The sequence below is a fragment of the Eubacteriales bacterium mix99 genome (genome assembly GCA_038396605.1).
Lineage (GTDB): Bacteria > Bacillota > Clostridia > Caldicoprobacterales > DTU083 > UBA4874.
The window spans coordinates 1,432,384-1,456,671 of record CP121690.1 but is presented as its reverse complement, the minus strand read 5'-3'; the positions used below and the strand labels follow the sequence as shown (position 1 = coordinate 1,456,671).

19 protein-coding genes are annotated in these 24,288 nt (G+C 42.8%); 3 read left to right on the top strand and 16 right to left on the bottom strand.

The window, feature by feature from the left end:
* Positions 1 to 25 precede the first annotated feature (25 nt).
* Positions 26 to 1,144 carry a sialidase family protein gene (locus QBE55_06235; GenBank protein WZL79725.1) on the top strand — a complete coding sequence of 373 codons (1,119 nt, stop codon included), beginning with the start codon at positions 26 to 28 and terminating at the stop codon, positions 1,142 to 1,144.
* Positions 1,145 to 1,262: 118 nt separating this feature from the next.
* Here QBE55_06235 and QBE55_06230 read toward each other — a convergent pair whose 3' ends face one another.
* The 6 genes from QBE55_06230 to QBE55_06205 all read right to left on the bottom strand — a co-directional run bounded on the left by QBE55_06230 (position 1,263) and on the right by QBE55_06205 (position 7,438).
* The gene (locus QBE55_06230) at positions 1,263 to 2,234 is read right to left on the bottom strand and encodes an aldo/keto reductase (GenBank protein ID WZL79724.1); all 972 of its coding nucleotides are present in this window, start codon (positions 2,232 to 2,234) and stop codon (positions 1,263 to 1,265) included.
* Between the two features lie 44 nt (positions 2,235 to 2,278).
* Positions 2,279 to 3,154, bottom strand: a complete 876-nt coding sequence (locus tag QBE55_06225; GenBank protein WZL79723.1) for a carbohydrate ABC transporter permease — start codon at positions 3,152 to 3,154, stop codon at positions 2,279 to 2,281.
* Positions 3,155 to 4,069, bottom strand: coding sequence for a sugar ABC transporter permease (locus tag QBE55_06220; protein ID WZL79722.1), 915 nt, complete (start codon positions 4,067 to 4,069; stop codon positions 3,155 to 3,157). It lies immediately after the preceding gene.
* 62 nt (positions 4,070 to 4,131) lie between these two features.
* Positions 4,132 to 5,520: an extracellular solute-binding protein gene (locus tag QBE55_06215; protein WZL79721.1), complete on the bottom strand. Its 1,389-nt coding sequence runs from the start codon at positions 5,518 to 5,520 to the stop codon at positions 4,132 to 4,134.
* Between the two features lie 47 nt (positions 5,521 to 5,567).
* On the bottom strand, positions 5,568 to 6,623 hold the full coding sequence (locus QBE55_06210; GenBank protein ID WZL79720.1) for a beta-propeller fold lactonase family protein: 1,056 nt from the start codon (positions 6,621 to 6,623) through the stop codon (positions 5,568 to 5,570).
* 11 nt (positions 6,624 to 6,634) lie between these two features.
* Positions 6,635 to 7,438 (bottom strand): SDR family NAD(P)-dependent oxidoreductase, encoded by an 804-nt coding sequence (locus QBE55_06205; GenBank protein ID WZL79719.1) that lies wholly within the window; start codon positions 7,436 to 7,438, stop codon positions 6,635 to 6,637.
* 1,103 nt (positions 7,439 to 8,541) lie between these two features.
* Between QBE55_06205 and QBE55_06200 the strand changes: the two genes are divergently transcribed.
* Positions 8,542 to 9,864: a transposase gene (locus QBE55_06200; GenBank protein WZL79718.1), complete on the top strand. Its 1,323-nt coding sequence runs from the start codon at positions 8,542 to 8,544 to the stop codon at positions 9,862 to 9,864.
* Positions 9,865 to 10,050: 186 nt separating this feature from the next.
* Here the strand turns inward: QBE55_06200 and QBE55_06195 are convergent, their stop codons facing one another.
* The 6 genes from QBE55_06195 to QBE55_06170 all read right to left on the bottom strand — a co-directional run bounded on the left by QBE55_06195 (position 10,051) and on the right by QBE55_06170 (position 19,586).
* Positions 10,051 to 11,667 (bottom strand): helix-turn-helix domain-containing protein, encoded by a 1,617-nt coding sequence (locus QBE55_06195; GenBank protein ID WZL79717.1) that lies wholly within the window; start codon positions 11,665 to 11,667, stop codon positions 10,051 to 10,053.
* Positions 11,642 to 13,384 (bottom strand): histidine kinase, encoded by a 1,743-nt coding sequence (locus tag QBE55_06190; protein WZL79716.1) that lies wholly within the window; start codon positions 13,382 to 13,384, stop codon positions 11,642 to 11,644. Before QBE55_06190 ends, QBE55_06195 begins: the two co-directional genes overlap by 26 nt.
* Before the next feature lie 183 nt (positions 13,385 to 13,567).
* Positions 13,568 to 15,856 (bottom strand): family 78 glycoside hydrolase catalytic domain, encoded by a 2,289-nt coding sequence (locus tag QBE55_06185; protein WZL79715.1) that lies wholly within the window; start codon positions 15,854 to 15,856, stop codon positions 13,568 to 13,570.
* Between the two features lie 26 nt (positions 15,857 to 15,882).
* Complete coding sequence (locus QBE55_06180; protein WZL79714.1) at positions 15,883 to 16,794, bottom strand: carbohydrate ABC transporter permease; 912 nt, start codon at positions 16,792 to 16,794, stop codon at positions 15,883 to 15,885.
* 40 nt (positions 16,795 to 16,834) lie between these two features.
* Entirely contained in the window at positions 16,835 to 17,776 is a 942-nt protein-coding gene (locus tag QBE55_06175) for an ABC transporter permease subunit (protein WZL79881.1), read from the bottom strand.
* 109 nt (positions 17,777 to 17,885) lie between these two features.
* Positions 17,886 to 19,586 carry an extracellular solute-binding protein gene (locus tag QBE55_06170; GenBank protein WZL79713.1) on the bottom strand — a complete coding sequence of 567 codons (1,701 nt, stop codon included), beginning with the start codon at positions 19,584 to 19,586 and terminating at the stop codon, positions 17,886 to 17,888.
* A 568-nt stretch (positions 19,587 to 20,154) separates the two neighbouring features.
* On the opposite strand from QBE55_06170, the gene QBE55_06165 reads away from it, so the two are divergent.
* Positions 20,155 to 20,379, top strand: coding sequence for a helix-turn-helix transcriptional regulator (locus tag QBE55_06165; protein ID WZL79712.1), 225 nt, complete (start codon positions 20,155 to 20,157; stop codon positions 20,377 to 20,379).
* Positions 20,380 to 20,455: 76 nt separating this feature from the next.
* Here QBE55_06165 and QBE55_06160 read toward each other — a convergent pair whose 3' ends face one another.
* From QBE55_06160 to QBE55_06145, 4 genes are all read right to left on the bottom strand, one after another.
* Positions 20,456 to 21,148, bottom strand: coding sequence for a vitamin B12 dependent-methionine synthase activation domain-containing protein (locus QBE55_06160; GenBank protein WZL79711.1), 693 nt, complete (start codon positions 21,146 to 21,148; stop codon positions 20,456 to 20,458).
* Between the two features lie 107 nt (positions 21,149 to 21,255).
* On the bottom strand, positions 21,256 to 21,894 hold the full coding sequence (locus QBE55_06155) for a corrinoid protein (protein WZL79710.1): 639 nt from the start codon (positions 21,892 to 21,894) through the stop codon (positions 21,256 to 21,258).
* The gene (locus QBE55_06150) at positions 21,894 to 23,228 is read right to left on the bottom strand and encodes a PocR ligand-binding domain-containing protein (protein WZL79709.1); all 1,335 of its coding nucleotides are present in this window, start codon (positions 23,226 to 23,228) and stop codon (positions 21,894 to 21,896) included. The genes QBE55_06155 and QBE55_06150 overlap by 1 nt, the downstream gene beginning before the upstream one ends.
* Before the next feature lie 157 nt (positions 23,229 to 23,385).
* Positions 23,386 to 24,282, bottom strand: a complete 897-nt coding sequence (locus tag QBE55_06145; GenBank protein ID WZL79708.1) for an ASKHA domain-containing protein — start codon at positions 24,280 to 24,282, stop codon at positions 23,386 to 23,388.
* Positions 24,283 to 24,288: the final 6 nt, after the last annotated feature.

Sequence of the window (24,288 nt, the reverse complement as noted above, 5' to 3'; positions counted from 1 at the left end):
ATCAATAAAAAAGGAGTACTTCTTTATGACAGTGAATGAGCATGGAATGCATGGGTTCGATCAACATTACTCCATTTTCCCTCAAAACATACCAAATCAGGGAATTTTATTTGTGAACCATAAGCTTAAAAATCGCAGTGGGCATCTGGGACATGCCCTTGTGCAATGCGCCAACGGAGATCTTCTTGCTTTTTATCCAAACTGTTCTGATGATAACGATGGCCACTCTGCTATCGGCTGGATGGAATACAAAAGATCGTGTGATTATGGAAAATCTTGGGGACCATCATCCATTCTTCCCTATTCCAAACAGCTCCTGAATTCATACGGAAATAAATCTGCAATGAGTGAAAAAGCTGTTGTCACTAAAAAAGGTTCCCTTTTACTCTTTCAGTTGATTTGCGACATCTCCGAAAATGCGCTTTGGGAGCCCTATTGGATTCCCGTATATTTAACAAGCCAGGACCAGGGACTTACATGGGAATATGCAAAAGAATTGGGAAAAGAGCGTGGAAGAGTTTATGATGCTTTGTCCAGGGATAACACCATCTATGTATTGAAATTCTGTAATGATGCAATAATCCACTGGACGGGAAATCTGCCAAATCATCAATATAAATTATATACTTCTGATGATAATGGGCAGAACTTTACCATACGCAGTATTCTTCCCTTTGATACAAATGGGAGAGGATACGGAACGTTATGTTTTTTAAAAAATGGGGATTTAATCGCATATTGTTACAATTCTTCTGATGAATATCATTCGGATTATGTGATCAGCCATGATATGGGATATACCTGGGAAGAGCCAGAACAATCATTCTTTTCCAAAAAACTGAGAAATCCGCAAATGGTTCAATACGGTTATGGATACCTTATGCATGGCCGAAGTGGCAATCATGGAGAAGAATCTGGCCATTTCATTCTATATTATTCGTCTGACGGCATCCGTTGGGATGATGGAAGATATCTTTGCCGGTGCAGTGCTGGATACGGAGCTTATTCCAATAACCTGGTCGTTGAAATCCCTACAAGTCATTCCAGACGTTTACTCATACACTCATCTCATGCCTATGAGAAAAACAAAACCAACATTTTGTCCTGGTGGATTGATATGATTCTCACTGGAGATGAGTCCTGAAAATGGTTACTTAGAAATTGCTATAGCAGCATAAACTGGATCGAAAAGGAAAGTATAAAAAAACAGAAAGGACGTCCTCTTCGAAGGACGCCCCTTTTTCCGTTTAGATACACAGTTCTCAGCCATTGATTATAAAAGACATCTCTTCAGCTAATAATTTACAACCAGCACCTTCGAGGCTTTCTCTTAATTCGTTCTCATTACGTGGGCCAATTATAGGAATTACTTGAAACTTCTGTGATTGCAGGTATCCCAAACATATTTGAATCGGCGTCATTCCTGTTTTTTGAGAAAGCTTCTTTACCTGTATTACCCTGCTTGTGGTTCCTTCATTCAAAAAATATCGCCTTGCCTGGTGGAAATTAGGATTGGTTAAAAAATCATCACGAAGAGCCAGCTTATAGATCCCCATTGCCTGAGAAGTATAGGCGGCCAAAGGCATTTTTTCTTTTACATAATACTTCTGCAGCTCGGGTCCTACCCAGCTTTGCTTTAATTCGTTCAAGGGTTCCATGTTCGGAACTGCAAGGTTCATCATCACTTGACTTGCATAAAATGTCTTTAGCCCGTTTTTACTCGCATAGTCATCTGCAGCCTTCATTCGTTCCACTTTCCAGTTCGAGCACCCAAACCAGCGGATTTTACCTTCCTTTACAAATCGATTTAATATGTCAATGATTTCTTCAACCGGCTGTTTAACATCATCCTGGTGTAGCCAATAAAAATCAATATAATCCGTTTGAAGATTCTTCAGGCTCTCATGTAAATCTTCCTCTATATATTTCGGTGTGACCCGGGGCAGGTCCGGCCGATTTGAAAAATAGCAAGCTCCCTTGGTGGCAAGAACGATTCTGTGCCGCATATTGTTTTTCTTAATCCATTTCCCCAAGTTGATTTCGCTTAGCGGCTTATTACCTGGCTTCCAGCGTCCATAATAATTTGCAGTATCATATAAGTTGCCTCCCTCCTCGTAAAACAAGTTCAACATACGCTCGGATACATCATCAGGTATATTACTGAAATAGGAGCCCGTACCCAATGCCAACACAGAAACATTCAAATCCGTTTGCCCAAATTTTGTATATTCCATACTTACCTATCCTTTCAACATTTCTTCATATATTTCCTGCTAAATCATCCCTTGATTCCCGTGGTTACAACTCCTTCAATGAAGTACTTCTGACAAAAGAGATACAGGATCATAATCGGCACAATGGATAAGCAGGCTAATGCTGCCATAGGTCCCGTATCAATGATGTTGCCGTACATATCCTTGGAAAAAGTTAACCCAATTGCAATGGTAAAGTTTTCAGGACTTGTAAGGAAAATCATTGGAGTAAAATAATCATTCCAATTGTAAACAAATGTATTGATCAACACCACAATAAGAGCCGGTTTAGCGTTTGGCATTACAATTTTCCAATATATTTGAAACCAGGAACATCCATCGATTATGGCAGACTCAGACAACTCATTCGGAATAGCTGCAAAGAATTGTCGCAGAAGAAATATTGAAAATGCTCCACCTCCTAAAAATGCCGGCAAAATCAGTGGATAAAATGTATCTACTATCCTTATTTTACTATATATTGAGTATAACGGAATTAATGTCACGGTAGACGGAATCATCATAGTGCTTAATACGATGAAAAAAAGAGCATTTTTAAAGCGCGATTTCATTTTTGCAAAACCAAACGCCGCTAAAGAGGAACTAAGCAATGTTCCGACAATACACAAAGCAGCAATCAATATCGTATTCTTAAAATAATTTATAATTCGTATACTATGGTCCGATAAACCTTTATAACTGCGCAGCGTCCAAGGATCAGGAAAAAAATGCGGGGGAAAGAACGTTGCCTGCTTCGAATCATAAAACGAACTGAAAATAACCCATAAAATTGGAAACAGGAAAATTAAAGCTAATATTGTCAACACAATGTAAGAAAGTAGTATATGAAACCTTTTTTGCCTGGATTTCGTATGCAGATCACCTCTATCAAGTTGAATCATTTAATCCACCTCCTCCCGATAAAATACCCATAACTTAGACGATTTAAATAACAATATCGTTATAAACATGATAATGATAAAAAGAATCCATGATAATGCACACGAGTATCCAAAAAAATTATATCGGAAGGCCTGATTGTACAAATGAATTCCATACGTATAGATTGAGTTCATCGGTCCCCCTTTCGTCATAACAAATGGTTGTGTAAATATCTGAAGCGCTGACATCATCTGCATGATCAAAACATAGAACAGAATCGGTGTAATCATTGGTAATGTAATTTTGAAAAACTGCTGTGTACGATTTGCTCCATCGATCCTGGCAGCTTCATAGTATTCTTTTGGGACATCCTGCAAGGCAGCAAGAAGTATCAACATAATAGATCCTGATGTAAAAATATTCATAAGAATGAGAGATGGCATACTCCATTTCGGATCTGTAAGCCAACCTGGTGCACTTCCAAAAATTTTGGATACCCAGTAGCTTAATATTGATGTCCTGTCAAAGATAAACTGCCAACCAATGTACATCGCAACGCCGGCAATGACGGAAGGCAGATAAAAGATGGATCGATAGAGATTCGTCCCCGGAAGGTTCTGATTTAAAAGGACCGCCAGTAACATTCCAATCACCATATTCAAAGGAACCGTGAGAATGGTATATCGAAACGTATTCCATAAACTCTTCAGAAAGAGATCGTCCTGTATAAAAATCTTTTTAAAATTGTCTAAACCAATCCAATTCGGCGGATTGATTCCATCCCAGCTGGTAAAGGATGCATACAGGGAATAAATCATTGGTACAACTGTTAACAATAAGAATCCAATCATCCATAAACTTATAAAAGCAAAAAAATGCTTCTCGCTATAAATTCTTGATTTCTTATGCTTTTTTTTCCCACATTCTGTTGTCATGAGATCACCCACCTTGTAAAAATTATAGCCAAAGGCCGATGCAAATCTTAGGCTTCTTATTCTTAATTCGAGATACCTTTTTCCTTTTTATGCTTGGCAATTGCAGATTCACCAAAAGTTTGAAGGTTATCAATTGCACTGTCCAAATCAATATCTCCTCGTACATAGGAATCCATTGTAACCTTAATGTTGTCGTTGATTTCAGACCAAAATCCCGCGAATTCATATGGCTGTGCGAAGTCTGCCATATGCACTGCTACAGACTTATCAAACTTCACGCCAGTATCTTCATAACCATAGTAATTATTGGCATAATTATCTGACTCTATATAGGACTTCAATACCGGCACCCCTGCAGTGGAGTCAGCGTCCAAGGCCCTTGTATCAGTGCACAGAAACTTGATCAAATCCCATGCGGTATCCGGATATTTTGTTTTTGCAGAAGCACTCCACCCATTTACCCGAATATTGGGATTCCAGGTCGTCTCCCATTTCTCACTATATGGAAGCTCTACCACATCCCAATCAAAGCTTTTTCCGATTGCTGTTTGAAATTCAGCAAAGGTAGCCCGAGTGGGGACAATCCCCATGGCATATTGACCGGTCACAAAGCCACCGGAAGTCTGCGTTTGATTGATTTCGTTCGGGCAATATCCATCTTTAAGTAATGAACCGAACATTTCAAGAGCATCCCGGAATCGCTCATTGTCCTTTGCCTGAATGACAAGCTTGTCTGCATCATACAGAAGAGGTTCCCCATAAATACAGCGAACATACTCTGAAACCCAGCCCCCCATCCAAAGACCATATATCTTATCGACGCCTTTTCCAAAAGTCAACTTTTTACATAGATCAAGGAATTCTGATTCGGTCCAGTCAGACTCCGGATATGCAACGCCCGCTTTGTCAAAAACATCCTTGTTATAAGCTATACAGTAAGCCTGTTGGGTCACTGGAATTCCAATAAGTCCTTCTTCAAGTTCATAACGAGAAAATACGTTATCGCTCCACATATCACGGGAAAGATCAGGATCTTTCTCAAAATAATCCGTGAGATCATAAAATAGCCCATTATTTAGGAAGGGGTACATAATATCGCTTGTATTTCTGAGCACATCTGGACATGAATCCGAAGAGAACCATACCTGAAGCTTTACAGGGTAGTCATCTCCACCAGTATAAGTATACTCCACATTTACATTGGGATGGTCTTCTTTCCAAATACTTAATGTTTGATCGAGACCATCGATTTGAAGCTCATTTCCCCAACGCGCAAGAGTTATTGTTTCAGAATCCTCAGAACCTTTGTCACTGCTATCTTTGGAAGTGGAGCCTTTTTTCTCTCCCCCTCCCGATACATTTGTACTTGAATTTCCGGATGTACTGTTGCAGCCCATCAAACTGCCCATCAGCAGAGCCATCACTGTTAGTAAAATTCCTATCTTTTTCATTTTTGCGCCTCCCATAAATTAATTTATACTGATCACATAGTACAAACTTATAGTAAAATAAAGGTATATGCCATAGGAACTCGATGAAAAGCATCGCAAGATATCAGACGGCCACTATGATGCTCAATTTGAAAAGCTTCTATCTCCCCAATCGAATCCGCATATTCCTCATTTAATACAAAAAGGTACCTTCCGTCTGAACTTAATTCTATCTCACGTGGCCATCCCCGGGTAGAAACACGATTCAACCTAGTAATGGTTCCTGTTACATCCACTCCATATTGAACAATCGAATTCTCTCCCCGGTTCGAAACATAAAGATATTTCAAATCTTTGGATAATCGAATTTCTGCGGCAAGATTCTCATCTTTAAAACTCTCTGATATTGTCCTTTCGACCTGTCTTTTTAAAAGTTTATCTTGTCCAACAGAGAAAGTAAATATCTGCGAGCTCAACTCTGTTAAAAGATATCCCATACCATTATTTGAATGAAATTCAAAATGTCTTGGGCCTGATCCGGCAGGAGCATTCCATCCCGTGACTTTCTTTAAAGAACCGTCATCCTTTAAAGCAAATACAAGCAACTTATCTGCTCCTAAATCACTGACAACCAAAAAGCGGTCATCAGGAGATGCAAAAACGGAGTGTGGATGAGATGCCTCTTGGCGATCAGGATTAATACTTCTTCCTGATGTTTTTTCCAATCCCAGCAGGTTGCCTATTTTACCATCTTTAAAATCATAAACAAGTACATATCCATCCGCATAACTTGTAGCTAACAACCGATCGCCTTTCGAATCAAAATTTACATGACTAATGCCGGAAACGGATAAATCCTTCGAATCAGACAGACTCATTTGTTTCTGCTTCTGATTAATGCGATACGCATGCAAGATGGAACCCTTCCGGGAAGAACCAGCGCAACATGCATACATACCCGAATTATCCATTGAAACATAAGATACCATAGGTAAACAATCCAGCTGCCCTTCCTTTAAAAACTTATTATCCTTTTCAGAAAAGATACACCGATAGATCCCACCGGAGCTGTCCGGAAACCGCTCACCTACGAAAGTATAATAGGTTTGTGCTGCTTTTGACATGCTCATTTCCCCTAATTGATAATTTTGGTGCCCCGTCCATGAATTCCATCGTAATCCTCTCCCGGATCACCTGAGACTGAACCACATGCCTGTCCGCCATCTACCAGGAGATCTGTTCCGGTGATAAACGTTGCTTCTCTAGAACATAGAAAAGCTGCTGCATAACCAATATCCTCACCTTTTCCAGTTCTTCCTACAGGAATCCCTTCGGATGAATAAGTACGATCCTCATATCCCTTTGGGTTCACTGCAATACAACCAGGAGACACAGTGTTGACACGAATTCCAAACGATGCGAATTCGCGAGCCAAGGACTGTGCAGAACGTTTCAAACCTGCTTTTAATCCTCCATAAATACAATCAATCGGAGTTGGATCAATTGATTTTACAGAAGCAGTAAACACAATATTCCCACTAATGTTATTTTCTATCATGTGCTGCCCGACTAATTTCGCCAGTAAAATACCAGCACGGTAATTGACCCGATAAACATGATCAATTTCTTCAACCTTTGCATATCGTATGTAACGCTCGTAACCGACTCCGGCATTACTCATCAATACATTAATTTTCCCATAGGTTTCAACAGCCGTTTTTACTAACCGTTGCACCCCTGAAACCTGACTCAGATCACAATCAAACGTAACGCAGCGAACTCCGTACTTTTCTTTTATTGTGTCTGCAACAGAACGCGCCTTTTCCTCCTCACCGTTATGCGCCAAAAAGATATCATAACCTTTTTCCGCAAATACTAATGCTACACCTTTTCCAACGCCTCGGTTCCCACCTGTGATTATTGCTGTTGAATTGCTCATTCCATCACATCTCCCTTCGATACTTAGTTTATCATTTAAGTTATTTATTGCACCTATTGTATATATGGTTTTTGTTTTGAAATATCGCCTAATTTATATACTGGACAGTGAAAAGCTCTAATGCTTAAGAAGCCTATAAATCAGCGTCAAAATCAGCTGTTTTCTGCTTGGATCGTATTATTTTCGTTATGGGGTTATACGGGTTTTGGGCAAACAGGAGAAAAATAGGCTTACACAAATAAGCGACCACGGTAGCCTCTGACACAATGGTCCTGGACGGAGTTTGAAGATAAGGTAAAACAGATTGGGAAACCGACTGGAAAAAAGCAAGGCTAAAATTGTATTTGTACAGTACCCATTGCAATACAGCTGCACATGACGAATCCTTCGATAGCTTCAAGGGTTAACTAAATCCATCATCGATCTGTTCCATCGATTACCTGCTGCAAGGATGAGTCTCTCCCTTTTTAAGATATCGGTTCAGCTTTAGCATGGACTTACTCTAGGAGCGATAGCTGAAGGCCAGGGTAAACGCATACGAAAACTTGTCTCAAAAGCCTTTACTAAGGGGATTTGGGATGATAATATCCCGTCTTCGACAGTTGTAAAAAGATAGAGAGGTTAGAAACCGCATGACTGTGCGGCTTCTAACCTCTGTTACAGTGTGATGGAATGTTGTATTGAATTTCTATCCTAAAATTTTTTTAATTTTTTTGTTCAGCTCTTTAGGCTGATAGTATTTTCTGTCCAGTCTGAGATCAAAGACAGCATTTAAGGCAGTGCAAACGGTTTGAGGTGGAATCACCCATTGCCATTTGCTGCCTATCATTTGCTACAAACACGCTGCATGCCTCCATAATCTGATACCTTCATTCTATCAGATTTCAAGGCACTTTTGGGGATATTGTGTTGAATTTTCAAGGTACAAAATTAATCAATTAGCCTTTTTGATATTTGACCTTTTGACGCCTGAATCATGTCATTATATTTCCGTATGTTTTAGCCCAGAAAGTCAAATCCATCCTTGATATGGGTGATAACGGTTTTTTCCTGTGACAGTTCCGTTTCTTGGGCAGTCAGATGATGATATGCAGGAGTCCCTGATGTTCGATGTTCGCTATCAGGTAGCCCTTCATACCACCAGCTTTGCGGAACAGCCATTAAGTGACCGAAGTCTTGGAAGGTTTCGGGCCCGCTGCACCGCCTATGAAGAGGAGACGGGCATTGACCTGATTCATGACTGTGTCATCTCCCTGTCCAGGGAAATCGCAGAGATTATGGAGGTCAACTCCCATTTGAAACGGATGGACTCCTTGATGGTGGCATCCAATATTAAAAAGATGAGCCGATTGGAGCTGCTTTACACATGTGTCTCCAATATGGTCAACCTTCTTGCTCGGGACAATTCGGAAATACTTCCGGAAAACCTGAAGCACTACTGCAGCAAGGATAACCGGAACACTGTAATCTATCATAACCGGAGTGAAAAGACATCAGACCGCATTGACCAGGTATTGAAGGACGCCAAAGAACTTTTACCATTGTGCTCAGGAAAATATGATGATGCCAGCGAATACCATCTTCTGCTGCGGGTGTTAAACGAGCAAGGAGATTATCACCTGAAAGAAAAGTCTGACTCATCCATGAATTCATCCATACTGCAGAATCCGGCCGATCCGGATGCAACCTTCCGTAATAAAAACGGGAAGCAGCACAGAGGGTACGTTGCCAATGTAACGGAATCCGTTGGGGAAAGTGGCTCGCTAATCCCCGACTATCAGTATGATCAAAACAATCACAGCGACGGTCAGTTTCTGGATGAGTCTCTTTCAAAAACGGAAACACTGCCCGAAAGAGAAGTACTGGTGGCAGACGACGGCTACAGCGGGACGGATCATATGAAAGCTGCAGATAAGAAGAATATAGAGCTTGTAACCACTGGGCTTACCGGTCGGAAAACAAAGGATATCTACGCTGACTTTGAATTCAATGAAAGAGGAGATCGCGTTCTGCGATGCGCAAATGGAGAGAAGCCCAAGTCCTGCAACTATGTAAGACAGACTGAACAGTGCAATGTTTCCTTTCCAAGAAGCACTTGTGAGAACTGTGCTTACCGTGATAAATGCCAGCCAAAGATTTTCAAGCAGACAGCAAGAATCACGGTTTCTATAAGATCCGGAGAGAGGGCAAAACAGCAGCGTCATCGTGATACAGAAAGTTTCAGAATACTATCGGCCATACGAAACGGAGTGGAATCAATCCCTTCCATCCTGAGGCAAAAATACAGGGTTGACCATATGCCGGTCAGGAGGAAAATTCCAACCAAGCATCTGTTCGGTTTCAAGATAGCATCATTGAATTTCAAAAAGCTTTGTACATATCTACAGAGCGGGAATCCGTATGCCCAAAATCCTGGAATGGCCTGAGAAGTATGCAGGAATCCTCTGCCAATAAGCTCAAGATGGGTATATATAACAAGCTTCACTTCTAAATATATCCATATGGGAAATAAGTGTGTTAAATTTTCAAGGTTCAACTATATTTTAAGCGTCTTTCGACGCCTCAATCATATTGATAGAATTTATAACAAACTGCCACCAGATTCGGATAGGTCAGTGAATCATCCCAGTGGAGCTTAATCCGGAAGCATCCACCCCGTCGGAATAAGATCGTCTGTATTCCTGCGGTGTCATTCCAGTAGCATATTTAAAATGCCGGCTGAAATTCGCCGTAGAATATCCACTCGTTTTTTTACAAATCTGTTGTATTTTCATATCCGAATTTAACAAAAGATACCTGGCCGCTGCCAGTCTTTTTTCATTCACATATTCTGAAAAGCTCTGATGCATCTCATTCTTGAAAATCCTTGAAAAATAAGAAGGATTGAAATGCACAATTCCCGCTACGGTACTTAAAGAGCAATCCCCCTGCATGTTTTTCTCTATGTAACGATCGATTTTCCCAAGACGGCCTCCTAAAGCATGGTTGTCTTCTTCCTCCTGCCTGTCCAAAACAGAATGAAACCTCTTCTGCAGTTTTTGAACAACCGCCATACAGTCCTCCGTATCTTCATATATGACAGAAGAAAAGTTCTCATACTTTATCGGCTCTCTGCTTTTATATCCTCTCTTTATTTCCATATTTTGGATCAACATATCAAGATCGGAAAGGCAAGCATCAGTCGATTCTTTACTGAGTCCATCGATTTTGTATATGGCATCCGAAACCTGCTCCCATGCATAATTAAATAAAGAACGGTTTTTGATGTCCAGTGCAATACTGATAAGTTCAAGATATTTCTTAAACGCATTCTGAAGTGGTCGCAGCTCCAGGTCTTCTTTTTCCCATATATTCTCAATTGAAACTGCATCACTACTTTTTGCGGCACGCACGATCAATGTGGAGAACAAAGTCATCTCCCCTCTACATGTCTTACGCGACAAGGGTTGGCGGATGAGCAAAAAATTACGCTGAATCTTCATTTCAGCCGCTTTATTCTGGAGCTCTGCCAGCGGCTTCCTGATATCCTTCAAAAGCGCACGGAGATCATGACTCTGCAGCATCCATATTTCGGTTCCAAACGCATAATAAATTTGCATAAATTGACAGAAGCGACTTAAATGCCGTACCGCAAGGTCTTTCAGCTGATAAAATTCCAGAACTGGATTGACACACTTTTCGCAGGACTCCGGAATCGTGCTAAAAACCAGCAGAAAGCTTTTTTCTGGATCAACATGTCTGTACCATGCATACTTTTCGCAACAGCTCTCCTCATAGCCGGCTAAAAGCGAACGCAGCCATTTAGCTCCGGCAATCTCCTGTTCATCCAGCCGCTGATTCAAATCAGCATCTGGATCAGCTATTTCTTCTATCAGCTGTCTGACAACAGAAACAACAGCGTCAGGCCCTTCCGATTTCAGCAAATATCGAACCCTTTTATAGCGACTGGCTTTATAAATCGGCTCAAAATCTTTATACCCGGTCAAAAAAACGATATAGCATTCCGACCATCTTTTTACAATTTCATCCAGGAGCTGTGTTCCATCCATTCCCGGCATTTTCACATCCGTGATAACAATGTCGGTTTTGACATGTCCGAGAAAAAGCAAAGCATCCACTGCGGTATACCGACAGGCAACCTCTATTTCCCCTTTTATTTCCTCCTGCAAAATCTCGGCAATGCTGTCTGCGATAAGCTGTTCATCATCTACAACCAGGATCCGGCACATGTCGATTCCTCCTTGCCGGTAAAATTTTAACAGAAACCTTCCAGCCGCCAAACCTGCTCCGGTCAATACGCAGGCAATCACATTCCCCGTAATACAGCTGCAAGCGGCGATTGATATTAAGAAGCGCCGTTATCTCTGTGACAGGGGACAACTTATTGAGCTTTTCACGCAAGTCTTCCAATTCGGACGAAGTCGGGTTTTCTCCATTATCTTCTATATGAATCCATAATCCATCCCTTGTCGACTGATAAGATACCATCAGTATACCGCCACTGATCTTATTTTCAAGTCCGTGCGCAAAAGAATTTTCCAACAGTGGCTGCAAAATCAACTTGGGAACCTGCCAAGCAGTACACTCCTGAGGAACGGACATAAACGTGATGGCAATTCGGTTCCCGAACCGGATCTTCTGAATTTCTGCGTATTGCTTCGCATGGTGAATCTCCGTTTCAAGCGAAACCTCTTCCTTTGCGTCACGTGTGATATAGCGAAAATATTCTCCCAGGTAATGGGAGAACTTCGCCGTATTTTGGAGATCCCCTTTTCTTGCCAACAATGACAGAGTAAAGAAGCTGTTGTACAGAAAATGGGGATTGATCTGCGACTGCAGCTGTTTGAACTCGGACTCCTGCTTGAGTATCTTCTGGATATAGACCTCCTCCACAAGACCATTGATTCGCCTGGCCATCGCATTGTAGCTGCTGAACAGAGTTTGAAATTCGTCTTTTCTGGTGTAACCATTGTAAGGCTCCAGTTTTGGGTTTTCGACTTTGGCAAAGACCTTGCACAGCGTTTGAATCGGTTTATCGATCAGAGAACGTACCTGAACGAAAATGAACACAAGACAGAATAAACCCATAAAGCCAGATACAATGCCCAGTATCGTGAACATACGGCTATATGGATAGATCTCATTTTCCGGTACAAAGGTAGCCATGAAGAAATAACCGCTGGCAGAGCCGGTAATATAATACTGATAGTCTTTGCTTCCCATCCGAACTGGCGTAAACTGATTGGTTTCCGCTGATCCGGAAACCAGGAGTTCCTTCGGCAACTTCATATCCGGATTGGAAGAAATACAGAACTGCCTGTTGTTATCAAACAGCACCGTAAAAGACCCTGGTGTGACACTCAACGATTGCAGGTCTGCCTGAATTCTTTTCCTGGAAAGAGTAGCTGCAAGAAGAAAACTGTCGGGTGTGGTAGCCCCATCCGACATCGGCGGATACATCATTATGCTTAAAATGGAATCGGAATCCAAGCCAGGGTAATTACATATATAAGGACTGTGAGCTTCCCTGGCACGGCGATGAATATAGGAATAACAGGGATAGTCTATTGGCTCCGTAGTGCCAATAGCTGAAATTTTTTGATTGACGGCGGGAATATAAACAGACACATTGGTAATATAGGAGTTACAATACATAATATGAGCCAATCGTTTGGATATACCGTTAATCCGACGTGCCTTTTCATAGGAGGAAATACCATACGGAATCTGGGAAAGAGCTTCGATATCGTCATCAATGGTATACAGATACATAATTTTCTGTATGTTTTCTGTTTCCGTATCCCACCCGTCCAAAAAGAATTCTGATTGAGATGACAAAAGCGCAGCTGTCTGATCTTTCAAGTAATGAAACGAGTATTGATATAAGGTGATAAACAAAGTGAAAACCGGCAGGAGTACACCTACATAAATCAACAGCAGCTTCATAAGAATTGAACTCTTCAATTTCCGTCCGCGGAACAATTTTGTCACATCCAATCCACACTTTCTTCCTTTTATACTGTCCCCCCGTGGTATAAAAGAACTCCTCTATTCTACTTGACATGAATTACGCTGGAGTTCCATGTAAAATGCCGGGGAGTAGTCCCCGGCATTTTCATTATTCCTCTATTACTGGCCGGCAGAATACTCACAGGCAGAGGCTGTTTTGCACCGATACCGACCGCTGGAAAGAGGCATTTCGGACAAACCCGATGCTAGCGTCCATCCCTTTGGCATGCGGATGACACCTGTTATGGTGGCGGGCGCAGTTACGGTAAGCAGGACCTCCTCTTTCTCACGCTCCCACTTTACCTCTATCCGACCAGCCGGCGCCTGATGATAGGCCTCTGCATAGGACAAACCGGTTATAAAATTGGGCCGGATGGCCAGCGTATCACAACCTTCTCCGTAGGGATTCGGCACAATGCCAGCCACACCCTGAATAAACCAGCTGCTGATATCACCGAAGAAATGATGATTCAAGGATCCCGCATTTTCTCCTTCCTGCTGGAACATTTCCCGCAGGGAGGTCGCACCCGATGCTACCCAGTTTCCATAAGAAGGAAAGTCCGGTCGGGTAATCATTTGATAGGCGAGATCAGCCTCACCAAAATCGGACAGAACATGGAAAAGGATTCGAAGGCCGATCATGCCGGCGTCAAGATGTCCGTTCTCCTGTGCGATAAATTCCTTTAACCGTTCAAAAGCAGCCTGTTTTTCCGCCGAATCAAATATATCAAAATAAATAGCCGCAGCCTGTGAAGTCTGGCAGGCGCCGCTTACCGTCATTGTCGGAAAATCGATCAGATAACGCCGAAAGGAAGCGCGAAGGCCTTCCCATAAATCCCGCGCATAGCGCTTTTCCTCCCTCATGCCCAATGCGTCAAAAAGCTCGGCGGATTTTGCAGCGATATCCAGACAAATAGCGGTGTCCGTTACCACGAGCGGTGATTTTGGTTTATCCGGAGCATGGCCGGGCTGGCACCAATCCCCCAGACCGATGGCTACAAGTCCGCGCTCATCCCGCCGGGTATTCATGTAGTGCAGATACCGGAAGATTGCCGCCTCGTTTTCCCGGACGACTTCCCGATCGCCCCGCAGCTTATAGATATAGTACGGCAGATATATTAGGACGCAGTCCCACGCAGGGCCATTCCCCCACGTAAAACCCCAGCCACCGGTGGGAACAATACCCGGCAGAGCACCCTGCTTATTCTGTGCCGCTGTTATATTCCGAAGCCATTCCCGGTACGATTTTTCAGCAGACAGATTCAAAAGCGTATGCTCGGCGGACATGGCTGCATCACCAGTCCAGCCATTTTTCTCACGGTGCGGACAGTCTGTTGGAAAATAATAAAAATTGGCAAGGGTTGAACGTCGTGTAAGCTCCTGCAGTTTGTTGGCAGTTTTATCAGAGCAGCGAAAGCCTCCCCTTTCCTCCAGATCGGAATGCATCACTTCATAGGTCAAAAGCGCCGGTGTAGCCTGTGACGGGGTGATTCCCTCCACATACACATAGCGAAAGCCGTAATAGGCAAAGGCCGGGCTATAACTTTCGGGCGAACCACCCCGGCAGGTATAGCGGCCAACCTGCACCAGCTTGGCGCGAGGATCGCCACGATCCTCAAAGTTGATATTCTTCTGCTCCAGAATCCCATCGTGATACCACTCACAATGGTGCATTACGATTTCCTGACCGGCTTCGCCTTCAATACGCAGACGGCAGACACCGGCTGAGTTGACACCAAAATCATAGAGGTAACCGTTCTGATACGGAACAATGGAAACCGCTGTAATCTCTGCGGATTTCACGATCGGCTCCGCCTCGCAAATCCTCAGCTCGCCCCGGGGCGGAACAGCTCTCAGTGCATTCGCCCAGCCGCTGTCATCGAACCCAGGCGTGCACCACCCTGGAATCTCAAGACGGGCGTCATAGTATTCTCCACAGCGAAGCTCATCGAAGAGCAGCGGAGAGGAATGTACTTTGCAGGACTCATCGCTTTCCACAGACATGCGTTTTCCCGATACGAACTCACAGTCCAGCCGAAAAGCTGTCATTGGCACATCCCGCCAGCGGGCCTTATCAAAATCCCAGATATACCCGCCAAAAGCATTCTGCATACCATTGCCCAGCATCACCCCGATCACGTTTTCGCCGTCCGTAAGCTGCTTCGTGACATCATAGCTGTCATAATAGACCAGATCATCCGGATTACTGATATACGGAGCCAGAATCCCCTTGGTGATTTCCCGTCCATTCACGAATATACGGTAAAAGCCAAGGCCGGTGATCAGCAATTTGGCCGCTTTTACCTGCGCATCAATCCAAAAACTTTTTCGTATATACGGAGCCGGCACCAAATGATCTACATCGGCATACTCGTTGCCGACTTTGATAAAATGAATCGGATACTGCATCAGATAACCTCCTACTGTAATTAACTCTAACCTTTTACGCTGCCCAGCACAATGCCTTTTGTGAAATACTTCTGTAAAAACGGATAAACACAGATGATCGGAAGCATAGCCAGGAAAACCTGTGCGGCCCGATTCGTCTGATCTGAGATATCCTTTAAGGACATCATCTCGGCACTGGTAATCATGGTTAAATCCTTTGCGACCACGACGGTCTGCAGATAACTTTGCAATGGATAATTACTGGTTTTATTCATATAGATGAGACCATCGAACCAGGCATTCCAGTGCCCGACAGCGCTGAAAAGAACCAGCGTTGCCATTGCCGGCTTGGACAGCGGAACAAATATCCTCCATAGACATGTCCAGTAGCCAGCACCATCAATTTGAGCAGCTTCCTCCAATTCTCTCGGTAATCCCCTGAAAAAATTCAGTAAAATGATTACATTGAACATTGATACTGCGCCTGGAAGGATCAATGCAAAGAAGTTGTCGATCAAGCCCAGCGCATTAATCGTCAGATAGGTCGGCACCAGCCCGCCGCTGAAAAACATCGTTACGACAAAGAACCAGAGATAGATGCTCCGCCCTCTGAACTCGTTTTTATCTTTGGAAAGCGGATAGGCAATCATCACGGTGACGAGCATTTGAAGTGGTACTCCGATCAATACCCGCAGCAATGAAATCCCAGCTGCCCGCCAGAACTCCGGTTTGGCTGCCACATATCGATAGGAACTCAAATTCAAGTTAACCGGCAGCAGGCCAACCTTACCCGCCGTAGCCGCGGAGCTGGAACTGAAAGACAGCGCCAGCACATGCAGCAGCGGCAGAAAGCACGAGAGCCCCATCAGAGTCAGAATCAAATAGTCACAGACTAAAAAAAACTTTCTGGACACACTTATTTTATAAAGCATAGCGATGACAGCTACCGCCGAATCCATGGCAGAAGCCTACTCCTCTCTCATTGTATTTCATTCCCGATCAAAAGATCCGGTAATTGGCAAACTTATCGGCCAGCCAATATGACAATGCTATTAAAATCATGGAAATGACCGACTTGAACAGCCCCACCGCCGTCGCCAAGCTATACTGCGTATTGATCAGGCCCATCCGGTACACGAGAGTATCGATAATATCCCCCGTCTTATAGACCACGGGGCTAAGTAGGTTAAAGATCTGATCAAAGCCGGCGTTCAGTACATTGCCCAACTGTAGTGTCATCATTAAAATCACCACGCTACGAATACCGGGCAGTGTAACATGCCAAGTCTGCTTCCAACGATTTGCTCCATCAATTACTGATGCCTCGTATAATGTTGGGTCTATACCAGTAAGCGCAGCCAAATAAATGATAGTGCCATATCCGAAGCCTTTCCAGATATCAGTAAATACCATAGTGATTGGAAACCATTTTTGATCGCCCAGAAAATAGATTGGTTCCACACCAAGATAACCCAGAACCTTATTGACAGCGCCGGAGGACGGTGACAAAATATCGATAAATACAGTCGCCAAAATGATCCACGAAAGAAAGTACGGCAGATAGATAATGGTTTGCAGGCTACGCTGAAAAACCCGGCTACCTATTTCATTCAGTAGCAGCGCCACAACAATCGGTACCAGCAAATTGCCGATAATTTTTAAAATCGCAATATATAATGTATTCCAAACCACCTGAAGCGTATCCGGCATCGAGAACATATAGGTAAAATTATTAAATCCAAGCCAAGGTGATTTGAAGAAGCCCAAAAGCGGATTATAATCCTGAAAGGCCATCACAATACCGAACATAGGGATATAGCAAAAAAGTACAACAAGGATAACACCTGGAATCATCATTAAATGCAGCGGAAGTTGAAGCTTGACTTTATTCGTTCTTGCTTTTTTTTGATCCGCACTCCCAACTGCACTTTTTTGCAGCATCAAATAAATAGCCTCCTTCATTATAAAATATATGGGGAACCAGAAACATTTAAACTCAACAGATATTCTCATAAATACTGGTTCCCGTATTCATATCAATATCGATTATTTACTTGGATTTTGCCCAGTCATTCACTTCATCTGTTATTTTAGATCCTCCTAGTTTATTCCACTCAGAGACGAACTTGTCAAATTCATCGACAGAGGAGGCACCCATGATGATCTGAGAGAAAGTCTCTGCTTCCAGCTTCTGCAGTGAGGAAAGCTTTGAGGACATCGTATCAGTCGGAACGCCATAGAACCTATCATATTGGATTTCTCCGTGATCAAGATAATCCGACAGTACAGCCTCTGAACCGCCTACGTCAAAAACCCTCTTATAGTCCCATCCGCCTTCACGAACTCCGGTTTCATCATATTTCTTACAGAACGAAAACATCTGCCGGGTTTCTTCGTTGGCATTGATGATGGACTCGTCCTTAGTATCCCGATATTCCTTGATCCTTTTATATACATCGATATTCTTTGTCATCGGCCAGGCCTGCACAGGAGCTAGCTTGAACGGCTCGCAGTATTCCTCACTGGTGATAAAGTATAGTGGATCACCTTCGTCGCTGAAACAGATCTTGGTAAACAGATTCATCAGCTTAAAGAGCGCCTCCGGATGCTCACAGTCCTTGTTCGCAACGTAATAACTACTCGCCGCAGAGCCAACAATCTGAATGGGCGGTTTCCCGCTTACAGAAGGCATGGGATAAGGAGTCCAATCCGCTTTTTCATTAACCGTTGCATTCAGTGGCCAAAGTGGAGAGGCATGACCGCCTATATAAAGTCCAATTTTACCGGAACATGCATCCTCGCCAACTTTGGCGCCGTCCTTAACGCCATACTCTTTATCGATCAGACCTTCGCTATACAACTTCGCCAAATAAGAGAGTGCCTTTTTGTTCTCAGGCTGTGTGCTGCCATACACAAGTTTTCCATCTTTTTCAACCCAGCGTGTAGGATAAGCGCCGAATCCGGTAAAAATACCCGGCACCGAAGAGACTGCATTCGTCTCGCTGCCTTTATCCATGGAAATTCCGTAGATCGTACCTACGCCATCATAATCGGCGGATTGGAAAATCTTTGCCAGATCATATAGTTCTTCCATTGTTTTTGGTGCGGATTTTCCACTCCTTTCAAGCCAGTCTGTTCGAATCCAGAGAACGTTCGACTGCTCAACGGAAGCATTTGTATTAGGAATTCCCACCAGATTCCCATCAAAAGTTCCGCCATTAATCGCTGTTCCATCGTCTGCCTCCAACAGGCTCTTTGTGTATTTGCTGGCATATTCATCATATAGCGAAGTCAGATCTGTTAAATATCCGGCATCATACATAAGTTTAAAATTCTTGTCACTGGCGCCGAAATTCATGATATCGGCAAAAGCCTTTGACGCTATTGCGATGCTCATCTTCTGGTTGTACTGATCATCAGTCACGACCCATTTATAATCCACATTGATATTGAGCTTGTCCTTGCAAAGCCGCGTCCAGAGATTATCCTCCATGCTTTCGCCATCCTTAAAATTCATGGTGGAATCCACCTTTGCAAACAAAGACACAGTAATCGGCTCCTTATAGGGCTGTAAACCTTTTTCCTCTCCTGCCTGCACATTTGTTTCTTCGGCTGAGCTGCCGGATGCGGTAGGTTCCTGCGCTTTGGATGGAACTTTCCTGGAGGAGGCTGGTTTCTGTCTGCAGGCGCTCAGTAAAGATACTATCAACAATCCTGTAAGCAACATGGACATAATTCTCTTCTTTTTCATATTTCACTCTCCCCTTTTTCATATTGAATCGGACCGCATACTTATCGTTCAGTAAACTCTTTTCTTATCCCTCCCATTATTTTGTCAATTCCACTGTATAGATCATTAAATTTTTATGCAAAATTATATTTTGTTTCATCTAAATTATACTATGAATATATATCTTATACTATTGTCTATTCTTTACCTTATCTTCTTTCATTTACCTCTTGCCCGGTCTTGGTGTTCATTTCTTTACTTTATTGTCATGGCTTTACTTTTTACTATCCGGAACTTAACTTCACCTCCATAGGGGGGCCGGCTCAGAAAATTTCAAGATAGGATTTCCATACAACATTTCATTGCACTAAAAAGAGGAAACGGTTCATGCTTATGCAGTAGAATCATGCCATACACCAGTAGTACCTTCATTATTGTTGAACACATCAAGAATTCTCATTAGACAACTGAAAACTTATCCACATGATGAATGGGCATTTCCCCCATCTCCTTTTCATTATAGGACACATAGTCCTAAATGTCAATGGTTTATTTGCCCTACTTTATAATAAAATCGAGGTGAGATTTTATGAGGCTTAAAATACGCGACATGCGTGAAGATAATGATTTAACACAGACGCAAATTGCCAACTATCTTAGTTGTGATCAATCCCTTTACTCCAAGTATGAGATAGGAAAACGAGATGTGCCGCTTCATATAATGGTTAATCTAGCACTTTTTTACAATACAAGTGTAGATTATCTTGTGGGGTTGACTGATGAAAAGAAGCCATATAAACGTACTGGCAACTAAGACTATTCAAAAGCAAAACAAAAGCAAAATAAGGCATTATTCCCTATGCCACTCATGGTAAAGATTAAGGGATCGTTTATCTTTTTTTCAAACTATATTTCTCCTCATACAGATGCTCCTTATACTCAGCTCTGCGATTGGGACAGTTCTTTCCAGGACATAACTGACAGTTCTCAAAATCGGATTCTGTTTGAAACAGGATACCCGACGCAGACTTCATTGGAATCATCAGACAACTGTCGGTGAGCTCAACTCCTATCGCATTCTGAACATCCCCCAATATACGGAAAAGTTCCTTCTGCTGCCCGATAGGCCAATCTTCCAGAGATCCTGGGTTCATTGACCTGGACTTACCGATATGATAATTCTCCTCAATATGTCTGCGGATCTGATTCCTTGCCGTTTCAAGTGCCATTTCCATTATGGTACCGGCCCAATATTTATCCAAAATATCGTCCATTCCTTCTGCCCATTCATGAAGTTCCCTGCCGCAAGTGGCCACATGGGGAAATACCCTATCGATCTTGTCGAAATTGACCCGCATAACGCGGCTTGTCAGCTTCACTCCGTCTACAACAACATAATCATTTTCCTTGCCGTCAATGTAAGACAGGGTATAGAGCGCTCTGGGCTTTCCTATGGCTTCTGCTTTATTGATCAGCGCCAGTACCCGCTCCCCGTCTTCCCCTGCGGGATCGATGTGTATTTTTTGAAAAAGACGGTTTTTATCTATCTTGAATTCGATATCGTCCAATATTGTGTGAGCCATAATCTTCCTCCCATCCAATGATCCGCCACAGCTACAAAGCGAAAAAATGGTACGAAGTATGCTCTTCCCGTACCATTTTTCCACAAAACGTTATAAAACTTGATTCATTAAGCACTGGCACAAACCCTTGCTGCCTCTTCCGCTGCTGATGCTGCATCGGGCGTGTAGATATCAGCGCCTATGCTCTTACAGAAATTATCGGTTACAGGTGCACCACCCACCATAATGGTAACCTGATCCCTTATTCCCGACTCCTTTGCTGTCTCAACTACATTCTTCATTTCAGTCATAGTAGTGGTAAGCAGTGCAGAGCAAGCGATGATCTGTGCATTGTTCTCCTTAGCTGCCTCAACAAACTTCTCAGGGGATACATCAATGCCCAAATCGATTACTTCCAAACCTCTCCCTTCCATCATCATCCTTACCAGGTTTTTACCTATATCATGAAGATCTCCCTTTACGGTGCCAAGTACTACCTTACCTTTCGACTCAACACCGGTCTGAGTAAGAATGGGCTTTAAAACTTCCATTCCGGCATACATAGCCCTGGCAGCGATAAGCACTTCGGGTACGTAAACCTCATTGTTTTTAAACTTCTCACCTATTATACCCATGCCGTCCAGAAGTCCATGATCTAGAATGCTTTTAGGATCCATCCCCTCATCTATGGCTTTTTGAACCAATTCTTTAACATTCTTTGCTCTTCCCTGTTGTAGGAATCCAGAAATCTCACTTAATAAATCCATTATTCCGCCTCCTGAAAGTTATACTTCCCCCTGGTGTACCTGAATTTACCAGGGGTAACACCCACAATCTTTTTAAATACCTTGGAAAAATAGCTTTGATCTTCATAACCTACCATATTAGAGACATCCACAAGATTTATGTTATCGTTTCGTAATAATTGTTTACTTCGCTCCACTCTAATGTGGTTTACATAAGTATTAAAATTACACTTCATATCGTCCTTAAATATCTTGCTAAAGTAGGATGGGCTCAAATATACATGCGAAGCTACCTCCTCCAGTGTAATTTTTTTCATGTAATTCTGTTTGATATAACCAACTGCTTTATATATCACATCCACATGTTTGATGTCCTTTAAATTAAATACGCAGTCTGTAAACCTGATCATTATCTTGGATAGCCAGTAAGTCAGCTCTTCTACAGTATTAAAGTTGTGGATGGTATTTAAATATTTATAGTTCAGCCCAAATATCTGTTCCACATCGGCACCCCCTTCCAGAGCTGCACGGGAAAGAAGAACGATGAGCTCCAAAATCCTTGCTCTTATGGTCTCAAAGTCCCCGCCACTGGAAAAGAAAATATGTCCCAGCACTTCGTTGAGAATGGTTTGAGAACCCTTTTTATCCCCCTTTGCAATGCAGGATAGCAGTTCCTTTTCCTTCTCAAAGGGGTAAGAGGAAATACCGGACTGTTTTTCATCCATGGCCTTTATCTTATGAATGTACCCAGATATATCGGATTGATTATGGTAGAATTCCGTCCTATCCAAATATTGTAAATACTCTGCATCCGATATATGCGATAGTTGGGAAGCTACCATAAATAAAAGCTCTGACAGGCTGGTAACCTTATCGGGTGGAATTACTGGAATAGACTTTAAATTTTCCATTAACTGATCCAGATGTTCCTCTTTGATATGATTTTTTAACAGGAGATCATCCAATAGAAAATCATCAGCTTCCACCATTAAACCAGGTCCGCATAATAGATATCCTCTGACCATTCCCTCCAAAGTTATAGGCGAAGCCCAATGTACCAGACCAAACGGACAGAAAAAAATATATTTTCCTTCAAATCTCTCCGATTGATAGCCGCCGTATAGATGAACTTTTTCGCAGTAATCTCCTTCACAGTCCAAAAGTTCCCGAACCTGCCTGCAAAACTTACAACCAGTTCCTGAATCTCCGATGCTATAGACAAGGGCGCCTCTGCTATCGATGATACTTGTTCCTACTCCGGCAACTCTTCCATAGTGTTCTATCGCTTTAGCTGCCTTTTCTATATCAAAACCCATGTCATTCCCTACTTTTACTGCTTCATTCCAATAAGTCATGATATCACGCTTCCTGCAATTTGATTCAGTCTACTAATCTATTATATTAAGAAGAAACGTATAAGTAAATAGACAACAGGTATTACTCTTTTATGATACCATGCTATCCCTTTCCGGTATTGAAAAATCTTAATATTATTTGTACTTTATAGCTCTTTTAGGGACTTTCAAAATACATGGAATCCACGTATTCATTTTGAAATTCCGGCGTGGAGGACAATTCCACATATTCCGCTTTCGCTTTGATGGTATTCGTCCTTTCATACTCCGCCAGGGATAGCAGGGATAACATTGCCCCAGTTCCCGCGGCATTGCCTAGTGCAATAATGCGGTGCTGCAATTCCGGCGGTATCAAGCCTATCCGAATGGCATTTCTTTTGTCGATATAGCTGCCAAACCCTCCCGCCAGATAGAGATTGGCTATCTCATCCATCTCCCTGCCAATCTTACTTACCAGTACCTTTATTCCCGCTGCAATTGCCGCCTTTGCCAATTGGACCTCCCTAATATCCTTTTGGGTTATCACGATAGACCCGCCGGTACCGCTGGATCCCTCATCAACAATGGTAAATGCAGAAAGCCCATCCTCCACTTTCCTCAACCTACAGGCCAGCTTCGACCCAACCTCCGACTCTATCTCCCTTTCATCAAGTAGCCTGCCCGTTTCATCTACAATACCAAGGTCCAATAGCATTGCCACGACATCTACAATTCCGGAGCCACATATACCTAAAGGGGCCTTATCGCCAATGGTTGTGTACCTGAGTTTCTCTCCATCCAGCGTAATAGTATTGATAGCTCCACTGATTCCGCCCATTCCATTACGGATATTGGCTCCTTCAAAAGCTGGTCCTGCAGCAGTGGAGCAACACACCATCCGATCCTTATTGCCCAATACGATCTCACCATTTGTACCAATATCTATCATCAGGCTGACATCCTCACTTCTATCCATGCCCGAAGCAAGAATTCCTGCCACGATATCTGAGCCCACATAGCCTGAGATATGAGGAAGCACAAACACCCTGGAAGCCTGACCCAGGCTTAGATCCAAATCCCG